Source organism: Brevundimonas sp. M20 (genome assembly GCF_006547065.1).
In the GTDB taxonomy this organism is placed as follows: Bacteria; Pseudomonadota; Alphaproteobacteria; order Caulobacterales; family Caulobacteraceae; genus Brevundimonas.
In genome coordinates this window covers 476,466-500,415 of sequence record NZ_CP041243.1, presented here as the reverse complement: position 1 = coordinate 500,415, position 23,950 = coordinate 476,466, and the positions used below count along the sequence as shown (strand labels likewise).

Here is a 23,950-nt window from a genome sequence, read left to right as displayed (position 1 = left end):
TCTGAACCGATGGAAAAGCTTGATCCCGTCGACCGCCGCCTGCTCAAGGCCCTGCAGGAGGACGGCCGTATCTCCAACGCGGAACTGGCGCGGCGCTGCAATCTGTCGCCCGCCGCCTGCTTCGAACGGGTCCGGCGGCTGCGCGAGAAGAAGGTCATCACCGGCTACGCCGCCCTGATCGACCCGGCGAAGGTGGGGCGGGGCCTGATGATCTTCGTCGAGGTCCTGCTGGACCGCACTACCGGCGACATGTTCGAGGCCTTCGCCGAGGCCGTGCGCCGCCAGCCCGAGGTGCTGGAGTGCCATATGGTCGCCGGCGGCTTCGACTATCTGATCAAGGCCCGCGTCGGCGACATGGACGCCTATCGCGCCTTCCTGGGCGACGTTCTGGTGCGGATGCCGGGGGTCCGAGAGACCCGAACCTATGCCGTTCTCGAAGAGGTGAAGGCGACGACGGCCCTGCCTCTTTAATGGGGCCGCTGTAGCTTCGTCTCGCCAACGTCATCGCGAAGCGCTAGACCATTCATCCGATCAACGGCGGAGCCTTTCGGCCCACATGCGCATCGTTCTGGCCACCGACGCCTGGGAGCCCCAGGTCAACGGCGTCGTCCGCACCCTGTCCCGGATCACGGCGGAATGCCGCGCCATGGGTCATGAGGTGGAGGTCGTTGAGCCGAGCCAATTCAAGACCATCCCCTGCCCCACCTATCCGGAGATCCGGCTGGCGCTGGGCGCGGAGGAAGAGATTCGCGAGCGCCTGCGCGCCTTTGAGCCCGAGGCTGTTCACATCGCCACCGAAGGCCCCATCGGCATCGCCACGCGCCGCATCTGCGTGGAATGGAAGCTACCGTTCACGACCAGCTACCACACCAAATTCCCCGAGTACGTCTCGGCCCGATTCCCGATCCCGGTGCAGGTCGGCTACGCCTATATGAAGTGGTTCCACAAGCCGTCGGGACGGCTGATGGTCGCCACCCCGACCCTGCGTGACGAGCTGACGGCACACGGCTTCCGCAACGTCTCGCCGTGGACGCGGGGCGTGGACACCGAGCAGTTCAACCCCGATCTGCCGCGCATCTATGACGAGCTGGGCGGCAAGGACTGGCCGCGTCCCTTCTTCCTCAATGTCGGCCGCGTGGCAGTCGAGAAGAACATCGAATCCTTCCTCGAACAGGACCTGCCGGGCACCAAGATCGTGGTCGGCGACGGTCCGGCGCGCGAGGAGCTTCAGGCCAAGTATCCGGAAGCGAAATTCCTCGGCGCCCGCTTCGGCGAGGAACTGGCGCGATGCTTCCGCGACGCCGACGTCTTCGTTTTCCCCAGCTGGACCGACACCTTCGGTCTGGTGATCCTCGAGGCCATGGCCACCGGCACCCCGGTCGCCGCCTATCCGGCCCACGGCCCGATCGACATCATTCCGGGCTCGGACGCCGGGGCCATCGACGAGGACCTGCGCACCGCCTGTCTGAAGGCGCTGGAATGCGACCGGGCCACCGTCCGCGCCTATGCCGAGAAGTTCAGCTGGCGGGCCTCAGCCGAGCAGTTCATCGAGAACTTGCAGCCCTATCCCGAACCGGACCGCGGCCGCTTCTGGCGCCGCCTGCGCCGGATCGCCCGCCTGCGGAGACGGGCGGCGGCGTGATATCGTCGTTCTCCCCTCCAGGGAGAATGAAGAGGAAAACAAAAAGGCCCCGGATCGCTCCGGGGCCTTCTGTTTTTTCAGGCGACGTCCGAACTCAGTTCGGCGCGGTCATGACCGTCAGCGCCTGGGCGATGGCGCGCTGGGCGGCCAGCTGGTCTTCCGGGAGCGGCACCAGACCCCGGTCCTGCAGATAGCCGCCGCGACCGGCGGAGGCTTCCGACATGAACTCCATGACGAACTGCTCAAGGCCCGGCGTCACGCCGACGTGCTGCTTCTTCACATAGATGTAGAGGCTGCGCGCCAGCGGATAGGTGCCGTCCGCGATGGTGTCGGCCGAGGGGGCCACGCCGTTGATGGTCTCGGCCTTCACCGTGTCCATGTTCTGCTCGAGGAACGAGAAGCCGAACACGCCCAGCGACCCCGGCGTGCGGGTCAGGGTCTGGACGATGGCGTTGTCGTTCTCGCCCGAGTCGATCCACTGCTGGTCCTCGCGAACCGTGTGGGCGAGGGTCTCGAAGCGCTCCTTGTCGGCATCAGCCAGGGCGGCCAGAGCCGGGATCAGCTTGGCGCCCGGCGCCATGCCCAGCTCCAGGAAGGCGTCGCGGGTGCCCGAGGTGGGCGGCGGGCCGTAGACCTGGATGCGCTGGTTCGGCAGGGCCGGGTTCACCTGATTCCAGGTGGTGGCCGGGTTCGGCACGAAGGCGCCGTCGGCGCCCGGAACGTCCTTGGCCAGACCCAGATAGATGTCTTCCAGACGGAAGTTGAAGCTGTTGCCGGTGCGGGCGGTGGCGATGACGATGCCGTCATAGCCGATCTTGATCTCGACGATGTCGGTGACGCCGTTCTTCTGGCACAGCTCGAACTCCGACTTCTTCATCGGGCGCGAGGCGTTGGCGATGTCCGGGGTGGTCGGGCCGACGCCCTGACAGAAGGCCTGAATGCCGCCGCCGGTGCCCAGCGCCTCAACGCGCGGCGCGGCGCCGCCCTGGGTGCGCTGGAAATTCTCGGCCACGCGGGTGGCGAAGGGGAAGACCGTCGAGGAGCCGGCGGCCCAGATGCCCGAGCGGGTGGCGGTGTTGTTGTCGCCGCAGGCGCCGAGGGCGAGCAGGGCGACCGCCGAGGCGGCGGCGAGCAGGGCGCGGGTCATCGTCAGTCTCCGGACAAAGCCTAGGTTCGCAGGGCTTGGACCACAGGTTTGTGACGGAGAGGCCGGTGGTGATGTGACGGTTCGACGACGAGGAGGGATTAGGGACTGGGGATTGGGGATCAGGTCGATGGCGCGCTGCAGCGATCGCCGGCGCCAACCCGCTCCTCTCCCCTAATCCCTAATCCCTAATCCCTAGATGTGGATCGCATGCCCCAGCGCCCGCAGGGACGCCTCATGGAAAGCCTCGCCGAGCGTCGGGTGGACGTGGATGGTTCCGGCCACGTCCTCAAGCACAGCGCCCATTTCCAGCATCTGGGCGAAGCTGTTGGACAGTTCCGAGACGTGCTGCCCGACGGCTTGCACGCCCAGCAGGCGATGGTCGGTCTTGGACGCCAGAACACGGACGAAACCGCCGTCCTCGCCGGCTTCGATGGCCAGCGCCCGGCCGATGGCCATCAGGGGGAAGACGGCCTGGATCACATCGTCGCGGCCCGTGACGTCCTGCGGCCCGAGACCCGCCGAGACGATCTCCGGCTCGGTGAAGCAGACGGCGGCGATGGTGACCGGGTCGAACTTCCGGTCATGGCCGGCGATGATCTCGGCGACGACCTCGCCCTGCGCCGAGCCCTTGTGGGCCAGCATGGGTTCGCCGGTCAGGTCGCCGACCGCCCAGACGTTCTTCATCGAGGTGGCGCAGCGGTCGTCGATCTTCACGAACGGCCCGGCCATGGCCACGCCCATGTTCTCCAGCCCGAAGCCCTTGGTGCGCGGCTTGCGACCGACGGTGACCAGCACCTTGTCGGCCTTGATCTTCAGCGCCTGACCATCGGCGCCGGTGACGTTCAGGGCCCCGTTCTCGAACGAACCCGCCTTGGCGCCGAGGTGCAGTTCGACGCCGTGCTTCTGCAGCCATTTGGCGACCGGCTCGGTCAGGGCCTTGTCGTACAGCGGCAGCAGGCGGTCGGCCATTTCCACGATGGCGACTTCGGCCCCCAGCTTGCGGAAGGCGATGCCCAGCTCCAGCCCGATATAGCCGCCGCCGACGACGACCAGCTTCTTCGGCACGTCCGGCAACGACAGGGCCTCGGTGGACGAGATCACGTCGCCGCCGAAGGGCAGGAAGGGCAGTTCGACCGGCTCGGAGCCGGTGGCCAGAATGACGTGCTCGGCGGTGATGGTGATGTCGCCGTCGGCGGTCTTCACCGTGCAGGTCTTGGCGTCGGCGAAGGTCGCCCAGCCGTTGATGACCTTGACCTTGGCCTTCTTCAGCAGGGCCGCGACGCCGTTGTTCAGCTTCCTGACGATGCCGTCCTTCCACTCGACGGTCTGCTTCAGGTCGATGGCCGGCTTGGCCGCCGTGATGCCCAGCGTCCCGCCGTCAGCGGCCTTGGCCACCGTCTCGAACTTGTTGGCCGCGTGGATGATGGCCTTGGACGGAATGCAGCCGACGTTCAGGCAGGTCCCGCCGAGGCCGTTGCCGCCATCCACCAGCACGGTGTCGAGGCCCAGCTGGCCGCAGCGAATGCCCGCGACATAGCCGCCGGTGCCCGCGCCGATGATGAGGACTTTGGTTTTGAGAGTCTGGGTCATCGCAGGTCCAAAAACGTGCTGATCAATTCGTAGTCAGCGCGGTGATACGGTCAATCCGGAGGACGTGCAGATCATCTGGCCGTCCTCCCATGAAGAAGAAAGCTTCCTGCCCCGGTCGAAGCCTCGGGTGCGGACGGGCTCCACATTCATCAAGCACTGGCGCTCCGCGCTGAGCGCCACGCTCGACTGTGACGAAGGTGAACGACGCCGACGGCGCGCCTTTCACGACCTCCCTCACCTGCACCGTATAGGTCAGTTCGAGATCGGAAAAATTACCGCGGGTGGACGCTTCCGTGACGACGCCCAGCACAACAAAATCGCTTCGATCACGCACCGAACCCGAGGGTTCAAGACATTGCGCCATGGCCACGCCCGGGAGAGCCAGGCTCACAGCGGCGCCGACAAAAGCCAAAGCTTTGATCTTACGCACCTTCTCTCCTCCGCTCATCCCGGCGAAAGCCCGGACCCAGTTCTGTCCAGCCTGACGCCGCAGCCTCAGGCTTGCCGCCTCATCAAACGCCTCTCCGCTCCATCACCCAAAGCACTGGGTCCCGACTTTCGCCGGGATGAGCGGACAGGGGTTACATCCACAGCGTCGCGGGATGCTCCAGCAGGCCCTTGATGCGTTGCACGAAGACGGCCGCGTCATGGCCGTCGACGATGCGGTGATCGAAGGACGACGACAGGTTCATCATCTTGCGGACGACCATCTGGCCGTCCTTCACCACGACGCGTTCGATGATCTTGTTCGGACCGACGATGGCGACTTCCGGGTGGTTGATGATCGGGGTGTGAACCACCCCGCCCAGCGTGCCCAGCGAGGTGATGGTGATGGTCGAGCCGGATAGCTCCTCGCGCTTGGCCGAACCGTCCTTGGCCGCGCCCGAGACGCGAGCGATCTCAAGGGCGGTGTCGTAGGGGTCACGGGCCTCGGCGTGGCGAACCACCGGCACCATCAGGCCGTTCGGCGTCTGGGCGGCGATGCCCAGATGCACGGCGGCGTGCTGGGTCAGGATGCCCGCCTCGTCGTCGTAGGTGGCGTTGATCTGCGGCTGGTCGCGCAGCGCCACCACGATGGCGCGGGCGATGAACGGCAGGACGTTCAGCTTGGCCTTGCCGGTCTTCTTCGCCTCGGCGTTCAGATGAGCGCGCAGCTCCTCCAGCGCCGTGACGTCGATCTCCTCGACATAGGTGATGTGCGGGATGCGACGGACGCTCTCGGCCATCTTCTCCGCGATCTTGCGGCGCAGGCCGATGATGCGGACCTCGGTGGTTCCTTCAGCCTTCGCATAGGTCGAAGAGGAAGAGGCGGACGTGGACGTCCGCGCGCCGCCGGCGACAAAGGCGTCGAGGTCGGCGTGTTCGATGCGACCGGCCGGGCCGGAGCCCGGCACGAACTGCAGCTCGACACCCAGATCGCGAGCGCGGTTGCGCACGGCGGGCGAGGCCAGCGGGCGCTGGTTGCGGTCGGACAGGGTGCGCGGCTTGCTGTCGGCGGCGACCGGCACGGAAGCCGTCGTCGAAGTCTTCGGAGTGGCCTTCGCCGTATCCGCTTTCCCACCCGAAACCGTCGTCGAATTCTCTGCCGGTTTCGGGGCTTCCGGAGCGGCCGAAACGTTGCCCTTGCCCTCGACCTTGAAGCTGACCAGCGGACCGCCGACGGCGGAGGCCTGACCGGGCTCGCCGTGCAGGGCGACGACCACGCCGGACACCGGCGAGGTGATCTCGACCGTGGCCTTGTCGGTCATGACGTCGGCGAGGATCTGGTCCTCGGACACGGCGTCGCCGACCTTCACATGCCAGCCGACCAGTTCGGCCTCGGCCGTGCCTTCGCCCACGTCGGGCAGTTTGAAGACGTAGTTGGCAGCTCCAGCCAAGCCCTCCCCCTCGAGGGGGGAGGGTTGGGTGGGGGTGGTGGCAGACTGCTGAATGGCTTGCGCCGAGGGGCTCGACGCCACCTCACGCGCTACATCCTGAGACGTGGCGGCTCCACCCCCATCCCCGGCCCTTCCCCCCTCGAGGGGGAAGGGAGAAGAATCGGTATTGCCCGCGCCCTCGACCTCGAACTCCACCAGCGGACCGCGCACGGGGACCATCTGGCCGGGCTCGCCGTGGATGGCGATGACCTTGCCCGAGACCGGGGCGGTGATTTCGACGGTGGCCTTGTCGGTCATGACGTCGGCGACGATCTGGTCCTCGGCGACCACGTCGCCGACCTTCACGTGCCAGCCGACCAGTTCAGCCTCGGCGGTGCCTTCACCCACGTCGGGCAGTTTGAAGACGAAACGACCCATCTCAGCGTCCCCCGCTCATGGTGGCTTTCAGGGCGTCGGCCACGCGTTGCGGGCCGGGGAAATATTCCCACTCGAAGGCGTGCGGATAAGGCGTATCCCAGCCGCAGACGCGGGCGATGGGGGCTTCCAGATGATAGAAGCAGCGCTCCTGCACCAGCGCCGACAGCTCGGCGCCGTAGCCCGAGGTCTTGGGCGCCTCGTGCACGATCACGCAGCGGCCGGTCTTCTTCACCGAGGCCTCGATGGTCTCGATGTCCAGCGGCACGAGGGTGCGCAGATCGATGACCTCGGCGTCCACGCCCGCGTGTTCGGCGCCCGCAAGCGACACCCAGACCATGGTGCCCCAGGCCAGGATGGTGACGTCATTGCCCTCGCGCATGACGCGGGCCTTGCCGATCGGCTCGACGTATTTGCCGGTCGGGACCTGGGCGAACTCCTGCGTCTTCCACGGCGAGACCGGCTTCTCGTGCCAGCCGTCGAACGGGCCGTTGTAGAGGCGCTTGGGCTCGAAGAAGATGGTGGGGTCGTCGTCCTCGATGCAGGCCGTCAGCAGGCCCTTGGCGTCATAGGGGTTGGACGGCACCACGACCTTCAGGCCGGCGATGTGAGTGAACAGGCTTTCCGGCGACTGGCTGTGCGTCTGGCCGCCGAAGATGCCGCCGCCGTAGGGGCTGCGGACGGTGATCGGAGACGTGAACTGCCCGCCCGAGCGGTAGCGCAGCTTGGCGGCTTCCGAGACGATCTGGTCGTAGGCCGGATAGATGTAGTCGGCGAACTGGATCTCCACGACCGGACGCAGGCCATAGGCGCCCATGCCGATGGCCGCGGCGACGATGCCGCATTCCGAAATCGGGGCGTCGAAGCTGCGGGTCAGGCCGTGCTTCTGCTGCAGCTGGTCGGTGACGCGGAAGACACCGCCGAAATACCCGGCGTCCTCGCCGAACGACAGGACGTTGCCGTCCTCGGCCATCTTGACGTCCAGGGCCGAGTTCAGGGCCTGGATCATGTTCATCGGCACAACGTCGCCGCTCGCAGGCGTCGAGGCCGGGGCGTTGGAGGCAGTGACCATGTCGGGCTCGACGCCGTCGGTGCGGTCGACCTCGGTGAAGGTGGTTTGCTCGGCCATGGTCAGACTCCGACCTCGCGACGTTGTTCCACAAGGCGCCAGTCCTCGGTGGCGAAGACTTCCTCGAACATGGTCTTCACGCTGGGACGCGACTGGCCGAGCGTGCCGATGGCTTCGGATTCCTTGCCGGCGGCGCGGACCTGTTCAACCGCATCCTTCTCGGCCTCTTCCTGCTGCGCCTCGGACCATTCGCCCAGCGCGATCAGGTGCTGCTTCAGGCGGTCCACCGGATCACCCAGCGGCCACTTCTCGTGCTCGTCACCCGGGCGGTAGCGGCTGGGGTCGTCCGAGGTGGAGTGGGGCGCGCCCCGGTAGGTGAACAGCTCGATGACCGTCGCGCCCTGATTGGTGCGCGCCCGCTCCTCGGCCCACTTGGTGGCGGCCCAGACGGCGAGGAAGTCGTTGCCGTCCACGCGCAGGGCCGGAAGGCCGTAGCCGATGGCCTTGGACGCGAAGGTGGTCTCCAGACCGCCCGCGATGCCCATGAAGGACGAGATGGCCCACTGGTTGTTGACAACGTTCAGGATCACCGGCGCGCGGTAGACGGCGGCGAAGGTCAGGGCGTTGTGGAAATCGCCTTCCGCCGTGGCTCCGTCACCGATCCAGCTGATGGCGATCTTGTCATCGCCCTTGTAGGCGCTGGCCATGGCCCAGCCGACGGCCTGCGGCACCTGGGTGCCCAGGTTCCCCGAGATCGTGAAGAAGCCGTACTCTTTCGACGAGTACATGATCGGCAGCTGGCGGCCCTTGATCGGGTCGGAAGCGTTCGAATAGATCTGGTTCATCATCTCGACCAGCGGATAGCCGCGCGAGATCAGCAGTCCCTGCTGGCGATAGGTCGGGAAGCCCATGTCCTCCCGGCGCAGGATCATCCCCTGCGCGACCGCGATGGCCTCCTCGCCGGTGCACTTCATATAGAAGCTGGTCTTCCCCTGACGGTGGGCGCGGTGCATCCGGTCGTCGAAGGCGCGGGTCAGGATCATGGCCTTCAGGCCCTGACGCAGGGTCTCCGGGTCCAGATTCGGATTCCAGGGCCCGACCGCCTTGCCGTCATCGTCCAGCACGCGGACCAGCTGGAAGGCGTGATCGCGCATCTCATACGGCGTGGACGCCACGTCCGGGCGATCCACAGCCCCGGCGGCGTCGAACCGCAGGTGGCTGAAATCCGGGGCGTCGCCCGGCCGGCCCGAGGGCTCGGGCACGCGCAATGACAATTGGGGCGTATTGGGCTTCTTCATTCCGTCCTGCCGTCCGGTTGATCCGAGCGCGTTTTCCTCAATCAGCGATCTAGCACGAGGTCGGCGCCAAGGCTCGCTCGATTTTGACCTTGCCTTGTGCACATCGCGGGTATTTTATTGCGCTATAATAATAAGTGGAGAAACGCATTGGCCGAAGAGCTGGATCCCGTCGACGCCCGAATTCTGGACATCCTTCAACAGGACGCCGGATTGTCGGTTGCAGAGGTCGCCGACCGTGTCGGTCTGAGCGCCTCGCCCTGCTGGCGACGGATCAAGAGGCTGGAGGATACCGGCTTCATCCGCAAGCGCGTTACGCTGCTGGACGCCGACAAACTGGGCCTGGACTTCGAGGTCTACGCCATCGTCAAGCTGAGCCTGCCTTCAAGCGAGAATCTGGACACCTTCGAGGCCGCCGTCGCTCACTGGCCCGAGGTGGTGCAGTGCGCCACCATCACCGGCCGCGAGGACTATGTGCTGCGGATCATCACCTCCGACATGCACGCCTTCGACAAGTTCCTGCGTGAGAAACTGCTCAGCCTGAACATCGTGTCGGACTGCGAGAGCCACATCGTCACCCGGGGCGTGAAGAATGTGACCACCCTCCCCCTTGGCATCGTGACCCCGCACGTCGGATAGTGACGGTCGGCCCAGGGACGGGCCGGGGGACACAGACATGATCGAACTGGTGATCGACGCGCGCCGCAAGGACCTGGGCGGATTCGAGGTCGGCCGCGTGCTGCCCTTCCATTCGCGCCGGATGGTGGGGCCGTTCATCTTCCTGGACCAGATGGGGCCGGCGGAGTTCGCGCCGGGCAGCGAGGCGATCAATGTGCGGCCTCACCCGCATATCGGCCTGTCGACCCTGACCTATCTGTTCGAGGGCGAGATCATGCACCGGGACAACACCGGCGCCACCGAGGCGATCCGCCCGGGCGAGGTGAACTGGATGACCGCGGGCAGCGGGATCGTCCACTCCGAACGCACCGATCCGCTGAAGAAGAGCCAGGGCGGGGCGATGCACGGAATGCAGGCCTGGGTCGCCCTGCCCAAGGAACTGGAAGAAACCGCCCCCGCCTTCCACCACTTCGGCGAGGACGGCCAGCCCGCCTATGAGAACGCGGGTCTGTTCGCCCGTCTGGTCGCGGGCGAGGCCTACGGCGCCAAGGCCTTGGCGCCCGTGTCGTCGCCGCTGTTCTACGTTCACTGGGAACTGGCCGAAGGCGTGCGGACCGCGCCGCCTCCGGGCAAGGGCGCGGGCGGCTATTCCGAACGCGCCCTCTATGTGGTGAAGGGCGAGATCGAGGTCGGCGACCGCACCTTCCACGAAGGCCAGATGATCGTGCTGGAGCCCACCGCCGAACCGACCGTGAAGGCGATCCGCCCGTCGTCGGTCATGGTGCTGGGCGGCGAGCCCGTGGGGCCACGCGTGATCTGGTGGAATTTCGTCTCGTCCTCGCAGGAGCGGATCGATCAGGCCAAGGCGGACTGGAAGGCCGGACGCATGGCCCTGCCCGCCGAGGACGACCTGGAGTTCATCCCCCTGCCCGACGTGCCCGCCACGCCGGAACCGGCGCCGGAGAAGCCGGAACCGACCCACCCCGTCTGAGGCGGCTCACAGCCCGCTGCGCGCCGCGACCCAGTCGACCACGGTCGAGATCGCCTCTGGCGCGAGGGTGGTCTCGATCTGCCCGTACTCCGCCATCAGACCGGTCGTCGCGGGCTGGAGCAGGTGGTTCAGGCCGGGCAGGACGACGATGTCGGCATCCGGCTTGAGCGCACGCAGGGCCGGACCGTTCTGATCAGCCGAGACCTGAAGGTCCTTGCTCCCGTACAGGGCCAGCATGGGCACGCGGACGGCGCGCAAGGAGTCCGACGGGTCGTGCGCGATCATCTGACGATAGTAGGCCGAGCTCATCTGGGCGGCCGTCGACGCGGCCTGCGCCTGTGGCTGGCCCGCCGCAACCAGAATGGCCTCGACCTCGCGCGCGACCGCCGCCGGATCATCGGCGTTGTCCGCGACGGCGCGCATCAGGGACGCCTGCAGGTCGCCCAGAGCGGCATCCTGTTCCGGTGTCGCACCGGAGGCGACGCGGATCAGGTGGGCCTGTTCCTCGATGATCGCACCGCCGGAGACGGTCGGGCCCGCCAGCGTCACGATCCACGCCAGCGGCGCGCCGTCCTGCACCAGCATCGGGGCGATGGTCCCGCCCTCGCTGTGACCGATCACCCCGATCCGGCCATGGTCGATGTCCTGCCGGGTCAGCAGGTAGTCCACGGCGGCGCGGGCGTCGCCGGCGAAGTCGGCGACGGTGGAGCCCAGGAAGCTGCCGGTCGAGGCGGCCACGCCCCGATCATCGTAGCGCAGCACGGCCACGCCCCGCCTGGTCAGGACGTCGGCCCAGACGGCGAAGGGCTTGTGATCCAGAATGGTCTCGTCCCGATCCTGCGCGCCCGAACCGGTGACCAGCACCGCCGCCGGGAACGGCCCCGATCCCTGCGGCAGGGTCAGGGTTCCGGCCAGCCGCACGCCCGGCGCGGCCGGGTTGTCGAAAGCCACGTCTTCGCTGCGATAGGCGAACGGCGGCCGCGGCGTTTGCGGACGCGACGGCCCGGCGGCGATCTCGCCCCGCTGGAACTGCATGGGCGCGCTCACGCCGCCCTGCGCCAGCGTGCCGGACAGACTGCGCCCGTCCTCGGCCAGCAAGCCCTCGAAACGACCGTTGATGGCGGAGACGGTGAAGCGGACCGTGCGCCCTTCGACCGCCGAGGTCGCGGGAATGCCCCGCGCGCCCTGATCGGGGCTGTCCATGGTGGTCGCGCCGTCGGCGGCGACGTTGAAGACGATGCGGATCGACTGCCCGCCCACCGACAACCGCCCCTCCCAGGCGCCTGTGATGTCGGGCGAGACCTGTGCGGGCGCGACGGCCACGGCGACGGCGAGGATCGGCGAAAGAATGGTCATGGAGCCCTCCATTCCGGGGAGCCTATGCGCGCCTCTCGTTTGTGGCGAGTGAAGAGTGAGTGGTGAGTCGAGAAGGCGGGCGATGCTGGCCGCGCCGTGAGCCGCCGCCTCCTGCTGCCCCAATAAGCACTGCTCACCACGCACCACTCACTCTTCACCCCCGTTTCGTCGCAATCCGTAACCGGACAGGACTTGAATGACCGGCGGGAGACCCGATCTGTCGGCCATGACCGCTTTCTCCGTGCTCGACCTGTCGCCCATCGTTGAGGGCGGCGACGCCCGCCGCGCCCTTCTGGAAACCGCCGAACTGGCGAAGACGGCGGAACGGACCGGCTTCAACCGCTTCTGGCTGGCCGAGCACCACAACATGCCCGGCATCGCCAGCGCCGCGACGGCCGTGGCGCTGGGCTTCGTGGCCGGCCAGACGCAAACTATCCGCGTCGGTTCCGGCGGCATCATGCTGCCCAACCATGCGCCGCTGGTGGTGGCTGAGCAGTTCGGGACGCTGGCGGCCCTCTATCCCGACCGGATCGATCTGGGGCTGGGCCGCGCGCCCGGCACGGACGGTGAGACCGCGCGCGCCCTGCGCCGCTATTTCGACGCCGCCGACCAGTTCCCGCGCGATGTGTTCGAGCTTCAGAACTTCCTCGGCGATCCGGTCGAGGGCCAGCGCGTCACCGCCTGGCCGGGCGCCGGATCGAAGGTGCCGATCTGGCTGCTGGGCTCCAGCCTGTTCAGCGCCGAACTGGCCGCCCATCTGGGCCTGCCCTTCGCCTTCGCCAGCCATTTCGCGCCGGAACTCCTGTTGCAGGCGCTGGAGACCTATCGCGCCGGTTTCCGACCGTCGAAGCAACTGGCCGCGCCCTACTCCATGGCCGCCATCAACGTCTTCGCCGCCGACAGCGATGCGGAGGCGAAGCGCCTGTCGACCTCGATGCAACAGTCGTTCGCGGCGGTCGTGACGGGCAAGCCCGGCAAGCTGAAGCCGCCGGTGGACGACATCACCACCGTGCTGGACGCCCGCCAGATCGCGGCGGTCGAAAGCCGCCTGACCTATGCCGCCATCGGCGGCGTGGACACGGTGCGAACCAAGCTGGCCGAGTTTATCGCCACGACCGGGGTGAACGAGGTGATGGTCACCGGCATGATCCACGATCTGGATGCACGCCTGCACAGCCTCGAGGTGACGGCGGAAGCCATCGCCGGCCTGTAATCCGCACAGGGTGCACTCAAATATTTTTTGAGTGCACAAAGGTGCACTTTTTCGCGCTTGGCAGAGCTTGAGGCCTCCACTCAACCGGAAGCGAACGGTTCGGATCGCGATTTCAAAGACCGGGGCACAGTGTGGCACGCCGGTACGTCAAAATTGGACGTACCGATCCACGGGCGCCGCAAATTGGTCCGTCAACCGGCTCACAGCCCGTCCAGAAACTTCAGCAGCCACCCATTCACCACCTCGGGCCGTTCCTGCTGGATCCAGTGACCTGCGCCGGGGACGACGACCTCTGAGCGGAGGTCCGGAACCAGCGCCTTCAGCCCCGCCTCGTGCTGGCCGGAGTAGTGCCGCACCGGGTCGCGGTCGCCGACCATGAAGGCGCCCGGCACGCGCACCTGCGCGTCCTGCAGGAAGGCCGTCAGCGACCAGTTCAGGTCGATACAGCGATACCAGTCCAGCGGAGCGCGGAAGCCGCCCGCCTCGAACGCCGCGACATACTCTGCGAAATGGTCGGCGCTCATCCACGGCGGCAGGGGCGCATCTTCGGGGACAGTGGAGATGAAATTCTCACCCGGCTGGATGAAGCCGGTGGACTGGAGCTCGGGCGGGGTGGCGCCGTCATAGGCCCAGAAGCCCTTGCGCAAGCCCGCCTCGACATCGACCTCGAACACGGAATGGGCGCCGGGAGCCTGGAACTGGTTGATGTAGAGCTCGCCCAGCCCGGCCCGCTTCGAAATGGCGGCCATGGCTACGGTCGGCGGTCCCTTGGCCCGGCGCGGCTGGAGCGGCACCGACAGGCAGGCCACGGCGGTGAAGACGTCCGGCCGCATCAGGGCGCAATGCCATGCGACCGGCGCGCCCCAGTCATGGCCGACGACGGTGCAGGTCGAATGCCCCAGCGCCCGCACCAGATCGACCATGTCCCCGACCAGATGCAGGACCGAATAGGCCTCCCGCTGCTCAGGCTTGTCCGTCCCGCCATAGCCCCGCATGTCCGGGGCGACGGCGTGATAGCCCGCCTGCCCCAGCGCCTCGACCTGCGCGCGCCAGCTGATCCCCAGCTCGGGGAAGCCATGGATGAACAGCACGAGCGGGCCTGAGCCGGCCTCCAGAACCTGCTGGCGGAGGGAGTCGGTCTGGATGTGGCGGGTTTGCATGGTCGCACCGAATCACTGGGCGCGATCTCGTGCAACCCGTTCTAGAGCACCACGCCCGTCGTGCGCATGATCTCGGCGCGCAGTTCGGGCATGCCGTCGCCCTTCTCGGCCGAGGTCACGATGACCGCCGGGAAGGCGGCGGGGCGTTTGGCGATGGCTTTCAGGGTTTCGGCCTGAACCTTTTCGGCCTCGCCCTTCTTCAGCTTGTCGGCCTTGGTCAGGACGATCTGGTAGCTGACAGCGGCCAGATCCAGCGCATCCAGCGCTTCGGTGTCGACCGACTTCAGGCCGTGACGGCTGTCGATCAGCAGATAGACGCGCTTCAGCGTCACCCGGCCACGCAGGTAGTCGCGGCCCAGATCCTGGAACTTCTTGACGGTCGATTTGGACGCCTTGGCCCAGCCGTAGCCGGGCAGATCGACCAGACGCATCTTGCCGTCGAGGTCGAAGAAATTGACCTCGCGCGTCCGGCCCGGCTCGTTCGAGGCGCGAGCCAGCTTGTGCATGCCGACCAGCCCGTTGATCAGGCTGGACTTGCCCACGTTCGAGCGACCCGCGAAGGCGATCTCGGGCAGGTCCGGATCGGGCAGTTGCTCGATCTTGGCGCAGCCCATGACGAAGGTCGCCTGACGCGCAAACAGGATGCGCGCCTGCTCCAGTTCCTCGGGCGAGAAATCGTCCACCTAGGCCTTCGCCTTCTTGAACCGGGCCAGGAAGGTGTCGATCGGGTTCTCGGCCTTCAGGCGGTGCATGATGATGTACTGCTGCAGGATGGTGAGCACGTTCGACCAGCCCCAGTAGAGCAGCAGGCCCGCCGGGAAGTTGACCATGATGAAGGTGAACACCACCGGCATGAACTGGAAGATGCGGCGCTGGACGGGGTCCGGAGCGGGCGGGCTCATGGCCATCTGCAGCCACATGGTGGCGCCGTAGATGATGGCCAGCACGCTCAGGCCCAGGCTGAAGCCGCCGCCGACGTGGCTGACCAGCAGGTTGCCGATGAAGGGCGCGGTCGACGGATCCCAGGGGATCAGGCCGAACAGGTTCCAGATGGTGGTGTGATCGGTCGCCGACAGGTCCTGCAGCCAGCCGAAGAAGGGCGCGTGCCGCATCTCGATGGTGACCGACAGCATCTTGTACACGGCGTAGAAGACCGGGATCTGGAGCAGCAGCGGCAGACAGCCGGCCAGAGGATTGATCTTCTCCTTCTGGTACAGGGCCATCAGCTCCTGTTGCTGCTTGGGCGCGTCGTCCGGGTGCTTCTTCTTGATCTCCTCCATCTTGGGCTGGAGGGTCCGCATCTTCGACATGCTCTCGTAGCTCTTGTTCGCCAGCGGGAACATGATGAGACGCACGGTCAGGGTCAGGGCCAGGATGGCCAGGCCGAAGTTGCCGATGACACCGTAGAAGAACTCGATCACCAGGAAGATCGGGCGGGTCAGGAAGAACAGGAAGCCCCAGTCGATGGCGTAGATGAAGCGCGGCAGGTTCAGCGACTTCTCGTAGCCCGACAGGATTTCATTGCGCTTGGCGCCCGCGAACAGACGGCGGGTCTCGGTGATGTTGCCGTTGGCGGCGATGGTCACCGGCGCGCCCTGGACGTTAACCTCGTGGACCTTCAGGCCGTTGACGTCGCGGACGCGGTACTCGGCCTCGATCTGCTCGGCCTGATCCGGGATCAGGGCGGCCATCCAGAATTTGTCGGTGATCGCGGCCCAGCCGCCGGTCGACTGATAGGTCTGGACCGGCTTCTTGACCCAGTCGGCGTACTTCAGCGGACGGCTGGCGTATTTCTGGTCACCGCCGCCGAACACGCCCAAGGCGCCCTCGTGGACGATGTGGTTGCGGGCCACCTGCGGCACACCCTGACGCTCGACGCGCGAGACCGGGGCGATGACGATCGGCTGGCCGCTGAAGTTGGCGACCGTGTCGGTCACCTGGAACATATACTGGTCATCAACCGAGATGCGGCGGGTGAAGCGCAGGCCCTGGCTGTTGTCCCAGGTCAGGGTGACCGGGGTGGTCGGGGTCAGCACCGAACCCTGCGTCAGACGCCAGACGGTGTTCGGGCCGGGCACGCCGCCACGAACGTTCGCGCCGTTCCAGAAGAACAGGGCCTGATAGGCGTCGCGCATGCCCTGCGGACGGAACAGCTCGACCGGGGGCGAGTCCTTGTCGAGGGTCTCGCGGTAGCTGGTCAGGAACAGGTCGTCGATGCGGCCGCCGGTCAGCGACAGCGAGCCCGTCAGCTGCGGCGTGCGGATCGGCACGCGGACCGAGGTCGCCAGCGCCTGACGACGATCAGCGATGAAGACCGTGCCCGGGGTCGAGCCCGCAGCGGCGCCCGCCGGGGTCGCGGCGTTGGCGGCCTTCTCGGCGACCGCGGCGGCGCGCCTGGTCTCTTCAGCCTTGCGCTGCGGACCGACGACGAAGACCGAATAGAGGGTCACCATGATCGCCGCGAGCACGAAGAAGATGATCGTGTTGCGGCTGTTGTTCTGAGGGGGCATGGAAGTCAGGAATCCTGGCCGGCTGGCGGGGGCGTCGGGGGCGCGGACTTGGGCGCCGACCTCGGGGTCGCCAGCCTTGTAAGCGCCGATTTCACATCGTCAAGCAAACGGTCCCAGTCACGGTCGACCGTGCCCATGCGGGCGATGAACACATAGTCGCTGCCGGCCACGCCGAACTGCGGCGCAAGCGCGCGGGCGGCCTCGCGCAGACGGCGTTTGGCGCGGTTGCGGATCACGGCCCCGCCGACCTTTCGCGTGGCCGTGAAGCCCAGGCGGATCGAGGCGTCGCCGTCCGCGCGATCCAGTCGCTGGACGACCACGGCGCCACGGGCCTCTGAAACGCCTTTCGCGGCCGCCAGAAACTGGGGCCGCGAAGTCAGGCGACAAATTTTCATTTTATCGCCCATGCGCTCGCGCAGAGCGCTGACGACTTAGGCCGTCAGGCGCTTGCGGCCCTTGGCGCGGCGGCGCTGAACAATCTTCTGACCGTTCTTGGTGGCCATCCGCGAACGGAAGCCGTGACGGCGCTTGCGCACGAGTCGCGACGGCTGATAGGTCCGCTTCACGGTCGGCTCCTGAGATAAATGAATACGAGTACGACGAAACGCGTCCGCCGCAGGAAGGGCGGGCGTATACGGGGACGATCCGACGGAGTCAACGCCGTAGCGCCCTTCTGATCCCCCCTGTACGGAGAGAATATGGCCCGTCTGAAGCGTTTTCTGCCCCTGATCGCCCTCGCGGCCGTCATCGCCCTGATCTTCGGCATGGGCTGGAACCGCTATCTGTCGCTGGACACCATCCGCGACCACGGAGCCGGGTTCCGCGCCTTCACGGCCCAACACTATATAGTGAGCCTGCTGATCCTGATGGCCGTCTTCGCCATCCTGACAGCCAGCGTGGTGCCCGGCGTCTTCTTCGTGACCATCACGGCGGGCTATCTCTTCGGCCCGTGGGTGGGCGGGATTTCGACCTCCATCGCCGCCACCGTCGGGGCCCTGATCGTCTATGGCGTGGCGACCTCGGCGCTGGGGCGCAGCCTGCGGGAGCGGGCCGAGCGGAATCAGGGTCTGATGCAGAAGGTCTGCGTCGCCATCGACAAGGATACTTTCTGGTACGTGCTGGCCAGCCGCCTTGCGGTCGTGGTGCCGTTCCACATGATCAATATCGCCGCCGGCATGATGACCGTGCGCCTGACGCCCTACACCATCGCCACGGTGATCGGCCTGCTGCCGGCCCATACGATCTACTGCTGGATCGGCGCGCGGCTGAACACCCTGTTGGCCGAGAACCCCGATCCCGACTTCCAGGCCCTGTTCGGCCAGTTCTGGGCCCCGATGACGGGCGTCTTCATTCTGGCGGTGGTGCTTCCCTTCGCGATGAAGGGCATACAGGCGGCTCTGGGCCGAAAGGCCGCGACGTGAGAGAAGCAGCCCTTCCGGCCAGCCTTGCGTTAGGGGGAGAATGACGCCGCTGCGCGCCTTTCTGAGCGAAGTCCGCAAGGGCCTGCGCATTCCCGCCGACTGGCGCGAGCGCGTGCGTTTTCATGCGCCCGACGCCCTGTCCTGGCGCCTGCTCGGCCTGACCTTCCTGTTCGCGGCCTCGGTCGAGGTGCTGATCGTCGCACCCAGCGCGGCCAGCTTCCATGAGCGCTGGCTGCTGGATCGCCTGCAATCGGCCGAACTGGCCTCTGTCGGCGTCGAGGCCCTCCCCTATTCGGCGGTCGAGGACGACACCGCCGAGCAACTGCTGGCCATCGGGGGCGTGCAGGCCGTGGTCGTCGGCGATCAGGGCGTGCGCCGCCTGTTGCTACAGGCGCCCAATCTGCCCCGCACCCCGGACCTGATCGACCTGCGCCAGCGGCGGCCGCTGGCCCGGCTGTGGGACCCGTGGCAGACCCTGTTCGGCCACCCCGACCGCTCGATCCGGGTGCAGGCGAGACCCCGTTACCGCTCCGGCGACTTCATCGAGATTCTGGCGCCCGCCCAGCCGCTGAAGTCGGAGCTGAAGACCTTCCTGCGCAACAGCCTGCTGACCTCCCTGTTCGTGTCGCTGGTCGCGGGGGGACTGCTCTACGCCGGCCTGGCCTTCCTGGTGCTGCAGCCCCTGCGGCGCGTGACCCGCTCCATCGAGCGCTTCGCCCATGATCCCGAGGCCGAGGGCGATCCGCCCAGCAAGCGGCAGGACGAGATCGGCCGCGTCGAGCGCGAACTGGCCCGGATGCAGGAGGAGGTGCGCCAGTCCCTGCGCTCGCGCGCCCGACTGGTGGCGCTGGGCGAGGCGGTGGCCAAGATCAATCACGACCTGCGCAACATGCTGACCTCGGCCCAGATGGCGTCGGAGCGGCTGGCCGATTCGCCGGACCCCGCCGTCGCGAAGGCCCTGCCCCGGCTGGAGCGGGCGTTGAGCCGCGCCGCCGCCCTGTCACGCAATGTGCTGGAGTACGGCCGCAGCGAGGAGCCGCCGCCGCAGAAGGTGCGCGCGCCCCTGTCGACCACCCTGACGCTGGCGGCGGAGGACGCGGGCCTCTCGCCCGACGGCGTGAAGCTGGTGAAGGCCCTGCCCGCCCGCTTTAACGTCCACGCCGACCCGGATCAGCTGTATCGCATTCTGGTCAACCTGCTGCGCAACGCCCGGCAGGCCATCGAGAGCGACGCCACCCGCCCCGACAGGCGGGGCTCCGTGCGGGTGTCGGGCTCCACTGAGGACGGCGACTGCGTGATCCTGATCACCGACGACGGCCCCGGCATTCCGCCGCGCATCTCGGAGCGTCTGTTCGAGGCCTTCGTCAGCGGACGGGCCTCGGGCGGCAGCGGGCTGGGCCTGACCATCTCCCGCGAACTGGCGGTCAACAACGGCGGCAGCCTGACCCTGATCGAGACCGGCCCCACCGGCACCACCTTCGAGCTGCGCTTCCCTCACTGAGCCAAGGCGTGAGCCAAATCGCCCGGCCGGCGTTTAGGCTCGCGGAGCGCCTCGAAACGGTCCAGCTTGTCAATGACGCTTCTGTTCAGGAGACCCGACATGACCCGAATGACCCTGTGCTGTCTCGCCGCCCTGACGCTGGCCGCCACGCCCGCCCTGGCCCAGACGGCAAAGCCGACCGCCACGCCCACGGCGCCCTCCGCCTCCCTGCAGCAGGCCGCGCCCACGCCGGGTTCCGACGAATGGCTGCGCCAGCGGGGTGAAACCTATCACTCAGCCCCGGAGTCCGCGCAGGACCCGGCCGAGGTTTCGGCCACCGCCAAGCTGAACGAAGGCATCGCGGCCCGGAACGCCGAGGCCGAGGCGACAGAGGCCGCCGATCAGGCGCGCTTCAACACCGAGAACCAGCGCTGGCAGGAAGAGTCCTCGCGGGCCAACACCGCCCGCGTTCAGTGGGAGTCCGACGTGGCCGCCGCCAACGCCGCGCGGGAGCAGTACGAGCGTGATCGCGCCGCCCATGAGGCCGAGGTCGCCGCCTGTGTGGCCAGCCGCCGCTGCACCCCGCCCTCGCCGCGCTGAGGCGGGTTCAAGCGCCGGGGGACGCATTGGACGATCACCGACTGACCCGTCGAGGACTGGGGCTGGCCGCGAGCGCGGCCCTGACCCTGACGACGCCCCTGGGCGCCGCTCCGGCGTTCGGGCGGGACAGACAGCGCGTCGTCGCCGAAACCCGGTACGGATCAGTCCGCACCACCCCGGACGGGAGGGTGCTGTCGGCGAAGGGCGTTCCCTATGGCCGGGCGCGCCGGTTCGAGCGGCCCGGGCCGCCCGCGCCGTGGACCGGTCGGCCTGACTTCACCCGCTTCGGTCCCGCCTCGCCCCAGCGGGGTCGTGAGCCCAACCAGTCCGAGGATTGCCTGCGCCTGAACCTCTGGACGCCGGCGCTGGATCAGGCCCGCCGTCCGGTGATCGTCTACATCCACGGCGGCGCCTATTCGACCGGCTCGGGCTCCAGCCCCCTGACCCATGGCGCGCGGTTGGCGGCGCGAGGGGATGCGGTCGTCGTCACCGTGAACCACCGGCTGGGGCCGTTGGGCTATGCGCCACTGGCCAGGATCGCGCCGGGCTTCGAGGACAGCGGCAATCTCGGTCAGCTTGATCTGGTGCTGGCGCTGGAGTGGGTGCGGGACAACATCACCGCCTTCGGCGGCGACCCCGCCTGCGTCACCGTCGTCGGCCAGTCGGGCGGCGGGGCCAAGATCGCCACCCTGATGGCCATGCCCGCCGCCGCGGGCCTGTTCCACCGCGCCGTGACGATGAGCGGCCAGCAGGTCACCGCCTCCGGCCCGTTGAACGCCACGCGGCGCGGACAGGTCTGGCTGGAGGCGCTTGGCCTGACGGCGGAACGCGCCGACGAGGTCCGCGCCCTGCCCGTCGCCCGCCTGCTGGAGGCCGCCGGCGCGACCGATCCCATCCTGGGCGGCTCTCTGTATTTCGGGCCGGTTCTGGATGGGCGCAGCCTGACGCGCCACCCCTTCTTCCCCGACGCCCCGGCGCAATCGGCCCACATCCCGATGATGATCGGCAACTGCCGTGAGGAGACGCTGGCCTTCCTCGGCGACGATCCGGCCAATGCCGGTCTGACGTGGGAGACCCTGCCCGCGAAACTGACCCCGTCGCAGATGCGCATCGACATCGCCCCGGACGAGGTAGTCGCTTGGTATCGCGCCGAGCATCCGGAACTGACCCCCGATCAGGTCCTGATCCGCGCCACCACCGCGGCCCGGTCCTGGCGGGCGGCGGTGATCGAGGCGGAGATGCGCGCGGCGCAGGGTTCGCCCGCCTGGGTCTACCAGCTGGACTTCCCCAGCCTCAGGACCAACGGGCGAACGGGCGCCTACCACACCTCCGACATCCCCCTGATGCTGGACAATGTCGAGGCCGAAGGGTCGGGCGCCGCCGGCCTTGACGGACAGGCCATGTCGGACCGGATGACCGACGCCCTGCTGGCCTTCGCCCGCACAGGCGACCCGAACCATCCCGGCCTGCCGCGCTGGACGCCCTATTCGCTGGCTCATCGCGAAACCATGGTGCTGGACCGCGCCTCCCGGATGGAGAACGATCCGCGCGGGGATGAGCGTCGCTTCTTTGGTCGAATCCCGTATATCCAGCCGGGAAGCTGAGGGGATGACGATGACGCATAGCCGGACGGCGGCTCTGACCGTTTGCGCGCTCTTGCTGGCCGGGGCCGCCTCGGCCCAGAACGCCCCGCAACGCCCGGCGATGATCACCAACCCCAGCTGGGCCTCCATCCCCGACGCCGAAACCATGGCCGAGGCGCACCCGGCCTTTGCGAGCATGGCCGGTCTGCCCGGGATCGTGACCCTGAGCTGTCTGGCCCGATCCGATGGAAACCTGACCGGATGCACGGTCCTTCGGGCCGCTCCCGCCGGCGTGGGATTTGACCGGGCGGCCCTGTCCCTGATCCCGGAGTTCCGGATCAGTCCCCGCACGGTGAACGGCGCCGAGGTCGGCGCCCGGGTTCAGTTCAATATCCGCTTCCTGCCGCCAGAGCCCAAACCGATCCTGCCATGGACCGGCGCGGAGCCCGCGGCCGAGCACATCCGCAACGCCGCCGCCGTGGTGGCGCAGCTTGAGCCGGACATGGCCGCGGACTTCGAGGAAGAGCTGCGACACCTCGACGTCGACACCGACCGTGAGGACGCGGTCCGCGCCATCGTTCGTCAGGTTGATGCGGAATTCGCCGACCGGCAGAAGGCCGCCGCCGCGCTCGGCATGGCGCGCCTGCTCAACCCGTCCCAACTGACCGCATTCGCGAATGGCCTGCCTCCGTCAGGGCCGCCGCCGTCCGAAGAGACGATGACACGGGCCGGAGACCGGGCCATGGCTCTGGACGCCGAACAGTCCCTGCGGCTGAAGACCCTCTATTGCGCGCGATACGAATGCCCGGCCATCGGCCCGCCGCCACGGGACGCCGTTCGCGGCGGCCTGCGCAACTAACCCACCGCCACCTCGGCCCTTAGCCGGTCGCTCTCGAGTCCGGCTTCCAGCACCGCCATGACCGCCAGCGCCTGTTCCGGCGGCACGGGGTTGTCTCCGCGCCCGGCCAGCGCCGCCGCGACGGCGGCGTAATAGGCCGGATAGTCACCGGGTGGGCAGGCGACCTCGGTTCGAGCCCCCGTCTCCCCATCGACCACCGTGGCCGGACGCGGATCAACGGCCCAGCCGGGACCGCCGGCGCGCTCGCCCGCCTTCAGCTGGTCTTCCTGCACATCAAGACCGCCCTTCAGCCAGCTGGCAGTCGCGCCATGCACGGCGAAGCGAATGTCCGGGGCGGGGGTGGTCATGTCAGCGTGCAGGATCACCCGCTTGTCGGCGTAGCGCAGAACCGCATGGGCCCAGTCGGTCGCCTGACCACCCTCGCGCAGCACCGCCAGTTCGCAGGTGACGCCCGACGGCATGCCGAACAGGACCAGAGCCTGATCGATCAGGTGCGGCCCCAGATCGTTCCAGATGCCGCCGCCCGGTCCGTCGCGTTCCCGCCAGCGATCGCGGACCTTGGGCCGGAAGCGGTCGAAATGGCTTTCGAAGGTGCGGATGTCGCCCAGCGCCCCCGAGGCGATCTGCTGTTGCAGGCCCAGGAAGTCCGCGTCCCAGCGGCGGTTATGGAAGATCGACAGGAGCAGCCCCCGGTCGCGCGCCAGATCGGCCACGCCCCGCGCCTCCTCCAGCGACAGGGCGAAGGGCTTGTCGATCACCACCGCCTTGCCCGCCTCCAGCGCGGCGCGGGCCTGTGGGGCGTGCAGGTCGTTGGGCGTGGCCAGCACGACCAGATCAATCTCCGGATCGGCCAGCACCGCCTCGAAGTCCGCCTCAGCCCGGGCGTCCAGCCAGAGCGCGCGCGCCTCGTCCGGCTTGCTGGTGACGATGGTGTGCAGCCGCAGGTCCCCGCAGGCGGCGATCAGCGGCGCATGAAAGGTCCGGCCGGCGTAGCCGAAGCCGACGACGGCGACATTTGAGACAGGACGAGCGCTCATGCCCCGTTCTAACGCGTCGGACGCCGGAATGGGGTCACTTTCTGCGACACGAAGACGTTGCCATTCACGCGCTACACACGCGATAAGT

23 protein-coding genes are annotated in these 23,950 nt (G+C 67.8%); 10 read left to right on the top strand and 13 right to left on the bottom strand.

Translation table 11 applies throughout. From position 1 onward, the window contains the following. Positions 1 to 9: 9 nt before the first annotated feature. Together FKQ52_RS02440 and FKQ52_RS02435 are read left to right on the top strand one after the other, a co-directional pair. A complete protein-coding gene (locus FKQ52_RS02440; RefSeq protein ID WP_141625712.1) occupies positions 10 to 471 on the top strand; it encodes an Lrp/AsnC ligand binding domain-containing protein in 462 nt (153 codons plus the stop codon). An 85-nt stretch (positions 472 to 556) separates the two neighbouring features. Beyond that, positions 557 to 1,642, top strand: a complete 1,086-nt coding sequence (locus tag FKQ52_RS02435; protein WP_141625711.1) for a glycosyltransferase family 1 protein — start codon at positions 557 to 559, stop codon at positions 1,640 to 1,642. A gap of 94 nt (positions 1,643 to 1,736) precedes the next feature. Here FKQ52_RS02435 and FKQ52_RS02430 read toward each other — a convergent pair whose 3' ends face one another. The 6 genes from FKQ52_RS02430 to FKQ52_RS02405 form a co-directional block, all read right to left on the bottom strand. Beyond that, positions 1,737 to 2,789: a substrate-binding domain-containing protein gene (locus tag FKQ52_RS02430; RefSeq protein WP_141625710.1), complete on the bottom strand. Its 1,053-nt coding sequence runs from the start codon at positions 2,787 to 2,789 to the stop codon at positions 1,737 to 1,739. 192 nt (positions 2,790 to 2,981) lie between these two features. Continuing rightward, positions 2,982 to 4,379, bottom strand: a complete 1,398-nt coding sequence (gene lpdA / locus FKQ52_RS02425; protein WP_141625709.1) for a dihydrolipoyl dehydrogenase — start codon at positions 4,377 to 4,379, stop codon at positions 2,982 to 2,984. A 22-nt stretch (positions 4,380 to 4,401) separates the two neighbouring features. Further along, positions 4,402 to 4,809, bottom strand: a complete 408-nt coding sequence (locus tag FKQ52_RS02420) for a hypothetical protein (protein ID WP_141625708.1) — start codon at positions 4,807 to 4,809, stop codon at positions 4,402 to 4,404. 151 nt (positions 4,810 to 4,960) lie between these two features. Continuing rightward, positions 4,961 to 6,673 (bottom strand): 2-oxo acid dehydrogenase subunit E2, encoded by a 1,713-nt coding sequence (locus FKQ52_RS02415; RefSeq protein WP_141625707.1) that lies wholly within the window; start codon positions 6,671 to 6,673, stop codon positions 4,961 to 4,963. Position 6,674: 1 nt separating this feature from the next. After that, positions 6,675 to 7,742: an alpha-ketoacid dehydrogenase subunit beta gene (locus FKQ52_RS02410; protein WP_168196889.1), complete on the bottom strand. Its 1,068-nt coding sequence runs from the start codon at positions 7,740 to 7,742 to the stop codon at positions 6,675 to 6,677. A 59-nt stretch (positions 7,743 to 7,801) separates the two neighbouring features. After that, positions 7,802 to 9,037 (bottom strand): 3-methyl-2-oxobutanoate dehydrogenase (2-methylpropanoyl-transferring) subunit alpha, encoded by a 1,236-nt coding sequence (locus FKQ52_RS02405; RefSeq protein ID WP_141625705.1) that lies wholly within the window; start codon positions 9,035 to 9,037, stop codon positions 7,802 to 7,804. Between the two features lie 147 nt (positions 9,038 to 9,184). Here FKQ52_RS02405 and FKQ52_RS02400 point away from each other — a divergent pair, with 147 nt between their 5' ends. Both FKQ52_RS02400 and FKQ52_RS02395 read left to right on the top strand, forming a co-directional pair. Further along, positions 9,185 to 9,673: an Lrp/AsnC family transcriptional regulator gene (locus FKQ52_RS02400; protein WP_141625704.1), complete on the top strand. Its 489-nt coding sequence runs from the start codon at positions 9,185 to 9,187 to the stop codon at positions 9,671 to 9,673. 37 nt (positions 9,674 to 9,710) lie between these two features. Beyond that, on the top strand, positions 9,711 to 10,643 hold the full coding sequence (locus tag FKQ52_RS02395; protein WP_141625703.1) for a pirin family protein: 933 nt from the start codon (positions 9,711 to 9,713) through the stop codon (positions 10,641 to 10,643). A 6-nt stretch (positions 10,644 to 10,649) separates the two neighbouring features. On the opposite strand, the gene FKQ52_RS02390 is transcribed toward FKQ52_RS02395, so the two are convergent. After that, the gene (locus FKQ52_RS02390; RefSeq protein WP_168196770.1) at positions 10,650 to 11,999 is read right to left on the bottom strand and encodes a S9 family peptidase; all 1,350 of its coding nucleotides are present in this window, start codon (positions 11,997 to 11,999) and stop codon (positions 10,650 to 10,652) included. A gap of 226 nt (positions 12,000 to 12,225) precedes the next feature. On the opposite strand from FKQ52_RS02390, the gene FKQ52_RS02385 reads away from it, so the two are divergent. Next, on the top strand, positions 12,226 to 13,212 hold the full coding sequence (locus FKQ52_RS02385) for an LLM class flavin-dependent oxidoreductase (protein WP_141625701.1): 987 nt from the start codon (positions 12,226 to 12,228) through the stop codon (positions 13,210 to 13,212). Between the two features lie 200 nt (positions 13,213 to 13,412). Here FKQ52_RS02385 and FKQ52_RS02380 read toward each other — a convergent pair whose 3' ends face one another. From FKQ52_RS02380 to rpmH, 5 genes are read right to left on the bottom strand one after another with little or no spacing between them, the layout of a single operon-like run. Continuing rightward, a complete protein-coding gene (locus FKQ52_RS02380) occupies positions 13,413 to 14,372 on the bottom strand; it encodes an alpha/beta fold hydrolase (protein WP_141625700.1) in 960 nt (319 codons plus the stop codon). Between the two features lie 41 nt (positions 14,373 to 14,413). Continuing rightward, a complete protein-coding gene (gene yihA, locus FKQ52_RS02375; RefSeq protein WP_141625699.1) occupies positions 14,414 to 15,055 on the bottom strand; it encodes a ribosome biogenesis GTP-binding protein YihA/YsxC in 642 nt (213 codons plus the stop codon). Beyond that, positions 15,056 to 16,882, bottom strand: a complete 1,827-nt coding sequence (yidC, locus tag FKQ52_RS02370; RefSeq protein ID WP_141625698.1) for a membrane protein insertase YidC — start codon at positions 16,880 to 16,882, stop codon at positions 15,056 to 15,058. 5 nt (positions 16,883 to 16,887) lie between these two features. Next, positions 16,888 to 17,289, bottom strand: a complete 402-nt coding sequence (gene rnpA, locus FKQ52_RS02365) for a ribonuclease P protein component (protein ID WP_141625697.1) — start codon at positions 17,287 to 17,289, stop codon at positions 16,888 to 16,890. A gap of 24 nt (positions 17,290 to 17,313) precedes the next feature. Further along, a complete protein-coding gene (rpmH, locus tag FKQ52_RS02360) occupies positions 17,314 to 17,448 on the bottom strand; it encodes a 50S ribosomal protein L34 (RefSeq protein WP_123288089.1) in 135 nt (44 codons plus the stop codon). Between the two features lie 132 nt (positions 17,449 to 17,580). Between rpmH and FKQ52_RS02355 the strand changes: the two genes are divergently transcribed. The 5 genes from FKQ52_RS02355 (at position 17,581) to FKQ52_RS02335 (ending at position 22,825) form a co-directional block, all read left to right on the top strand. Beyond that, positions 17,581 to 18,303: a TVP38/TMEM64 family protein gene (locus FKQ52_RS02355; protein ID WP_141625696.1), complete on the top strand. Its 723-nt coding sequence runs from the start codon at positions 17,581 to 17,583 to the stop codon at positions 18,301 to 18,303. A gap of 40 nt (positions 18,304 to 18,343) precedes the next feature. Then, entirely contained in the window at positions 18,344 to 19,804 is a 1,461-nt protein-coding gene (locus FKQ52_RS02350; protein WP_141625695.1) for a sensor histidine kinase, read from the top strand. A gap of 99 nt (positions 19,805 to 19,903) precedes the next feature. Then, complete coding sequence (locus tag FKQ52_RS02345; RefSeq protein ID WP_141625694.1) at positions 19,904 to 20,383, top strand: hypothetical protein; 480 nt, start codon at positions 19,904 to 19,906, stop codon at positions 20,381 to 20,383. 26 nt (positions 20,384 to 20,409) lie between these two features. Beyond that, complete coding sequence (locus FKQ52_RS02340; RefSeq protein ID WP_205750828.1) at positions 20,410 to 21,987, top strand: carboxylesterase/lipase family protein; 1,578 nt, start codon at positions 20,410 to 20,412, stop codon at positions 21,985 to 21,987. Positions 21,988 to 21,991: 4 nt separating this feature from the next. Further along, the gene (locus FKQ52_RS02335) at positions 21,992 to 22,825 is read left to right on the top strand and encodes a TonB family protein (RefSeq protein ID WP_168196769.1); all 834 of its coding nucleotides are present in this window, start codon (positions 21,992 to 21,994) and stop codon (positions 22,823 to 22,825) included. Here FKQ52_RS02335 and FKQ52_RS02330 read toward each other — a convergent pair. Further along, entirely contained in the window at positions 22,822 to 23,862 is a 1,041-nt protein-coding gene (locus tag FKQ52_RS02330) for an oxidoreductase (RefSeq protein ID WP_141625692.1), read from the bottom strand. The two genes, FKQ52_RS02335 and FKQ52_RS02330, sit on opposite strands and share 4 nt — an antisense overlap. Positions 23,863 to 23,950: the final 88 nt, after the last annotated feature.

Excerpts from the sequence above, each read along its gene's own strand:
- FKQ52_RS02440 (WP_141625712.1), top strand. The coding sequence starts at position 10 with ATGGAAAAGCTTGATCCCGTCGACCGCCGCCTGCTCAAGGCCCTGCAG.
- FKQ52_RS02435 (WP_141625711.1), top strand. The coding sequence starts at position 557 with ATGCGCATCGTTCTGGCCACCGACGCCTGGGAGCCCCAGGTCAACGGC.
- FKQ52_RS02430 (WP_141625710.1), bottom strand. The coding sequence starts at position 2,789 with ATGACCCGCGCCCTGCTCGCCGCCGCCTCGGCGGTCGCCCTGCTCGCC.
- lpdA (WP_141625709.1), bottom strand. The coding sequence starts at position 4,379 with ATGACCCAGACTCTCAAAACCAAAGTCCTCATCATCGGCGCGGGCACC.
- FKQ52_RS02415 (WP_141625707.1), bottom strand. The coding sequence starts at position 6,673 with ATGGGTCGTTTCGTCTTCAAACTGCCCGACGTGGGTGAAGGCACCGCC.
- FKQ52_RS02410 (WP_168196889.1), bottom strand. The coding sequence starts at position 7,742 with ATGGTCACTGCCTCCAACGCCCCGGCCTCGACGCCTGCGAGCGGCGAC.
- FKQ52_RS02405 (WP_141625705.1), bottom strand. The coding sequence starts at position 9,037 with ATGAAGAAGCCCAATACGCCCCAATTGTCATTGCGCGTGCCCGAGCCC.
- FKQ52_RS02395 (WP_141625703.1), top strand. The coding sequence starts at position 9,711 with ATGATCGAACTGGTGATCGACGCGCGCCGCAAGGACCTGGGCGGATTC.
- FKQ52_RS02390 (WP_168196770.1), bottom strand. The coding sequence starts at position 11,999 with ATGACCATTCTTTCGCCGATCCTCGCCGTCGCCGTGGCCGTCGCGCCC.
- FKQ52_RS02385 (WP_141625701.1), top strand. The coding sequence starts at position 12,226 with ATGACCGCTTTCTCCGTGCTCGACCTGTCGCCCATCGTTGAGGGCGGC.
- FKQ52_RS02380 (WP_141625700.1), bottom strand. The coding sequence starts at position 14,372 with ATGCAAACCCGCCACATCCAGACCGACTCCCTCCGCCAGCAGGTTCTG.
- yidC (WP_141625698.1), bottom strand. The coding sequence starts at position 16,882 with ATGCCCCCTCAGAACAACAGCCGCAACACGATCATCTTCTTCGTGCTC.
- rnpA (WP_141625697.1), bottom strand. The coding sequence starts at position 17,289 with ATGGGCGATAAAATGAAAATTTGTCGCCTGACTTCGCGGCCCCAGTTT.
- FKQ52_RS02355 (WP_141625696.1), top strand. The coding sequence starts at position 17,581 with ATGGCCCGTCTGAAGCGTTTTCTGCCCCTGATCGCCCTCGCGGCCGTC.
- FKQ52_RS02350 (WP_141625695.1), top strand. The coding sequence starts at position 18,344 with ATGACGCCGCTGCGCGCCTTTCTGAGCGAAGTCCGCAAGGGCCTGCGC.
- FKQ52_RS02345 (WP_141625694.1), top strand. The coding sequence starts at position 19,904 with ATGACCCGAATGACCCTGTGCTGTCTCGCCGCCCTGACGCTGGCCGCC.
- FKQ52_RS02335 (WP_168196769.1), top strand. The coding sequence starts at position 21,992 with ATGACGATGACGCATAGCCGGACGGCGGCTCTGACCGTTTGCGCGCTC.
- FKQ52_RS02330 (WP_141625692.1), bottom strand. The coding sequence starts at position 23,862 with ATGAGCGCTCGTCCTGTCTCAAATGTCGCCGTCGTCGGCTTCGGCTAC.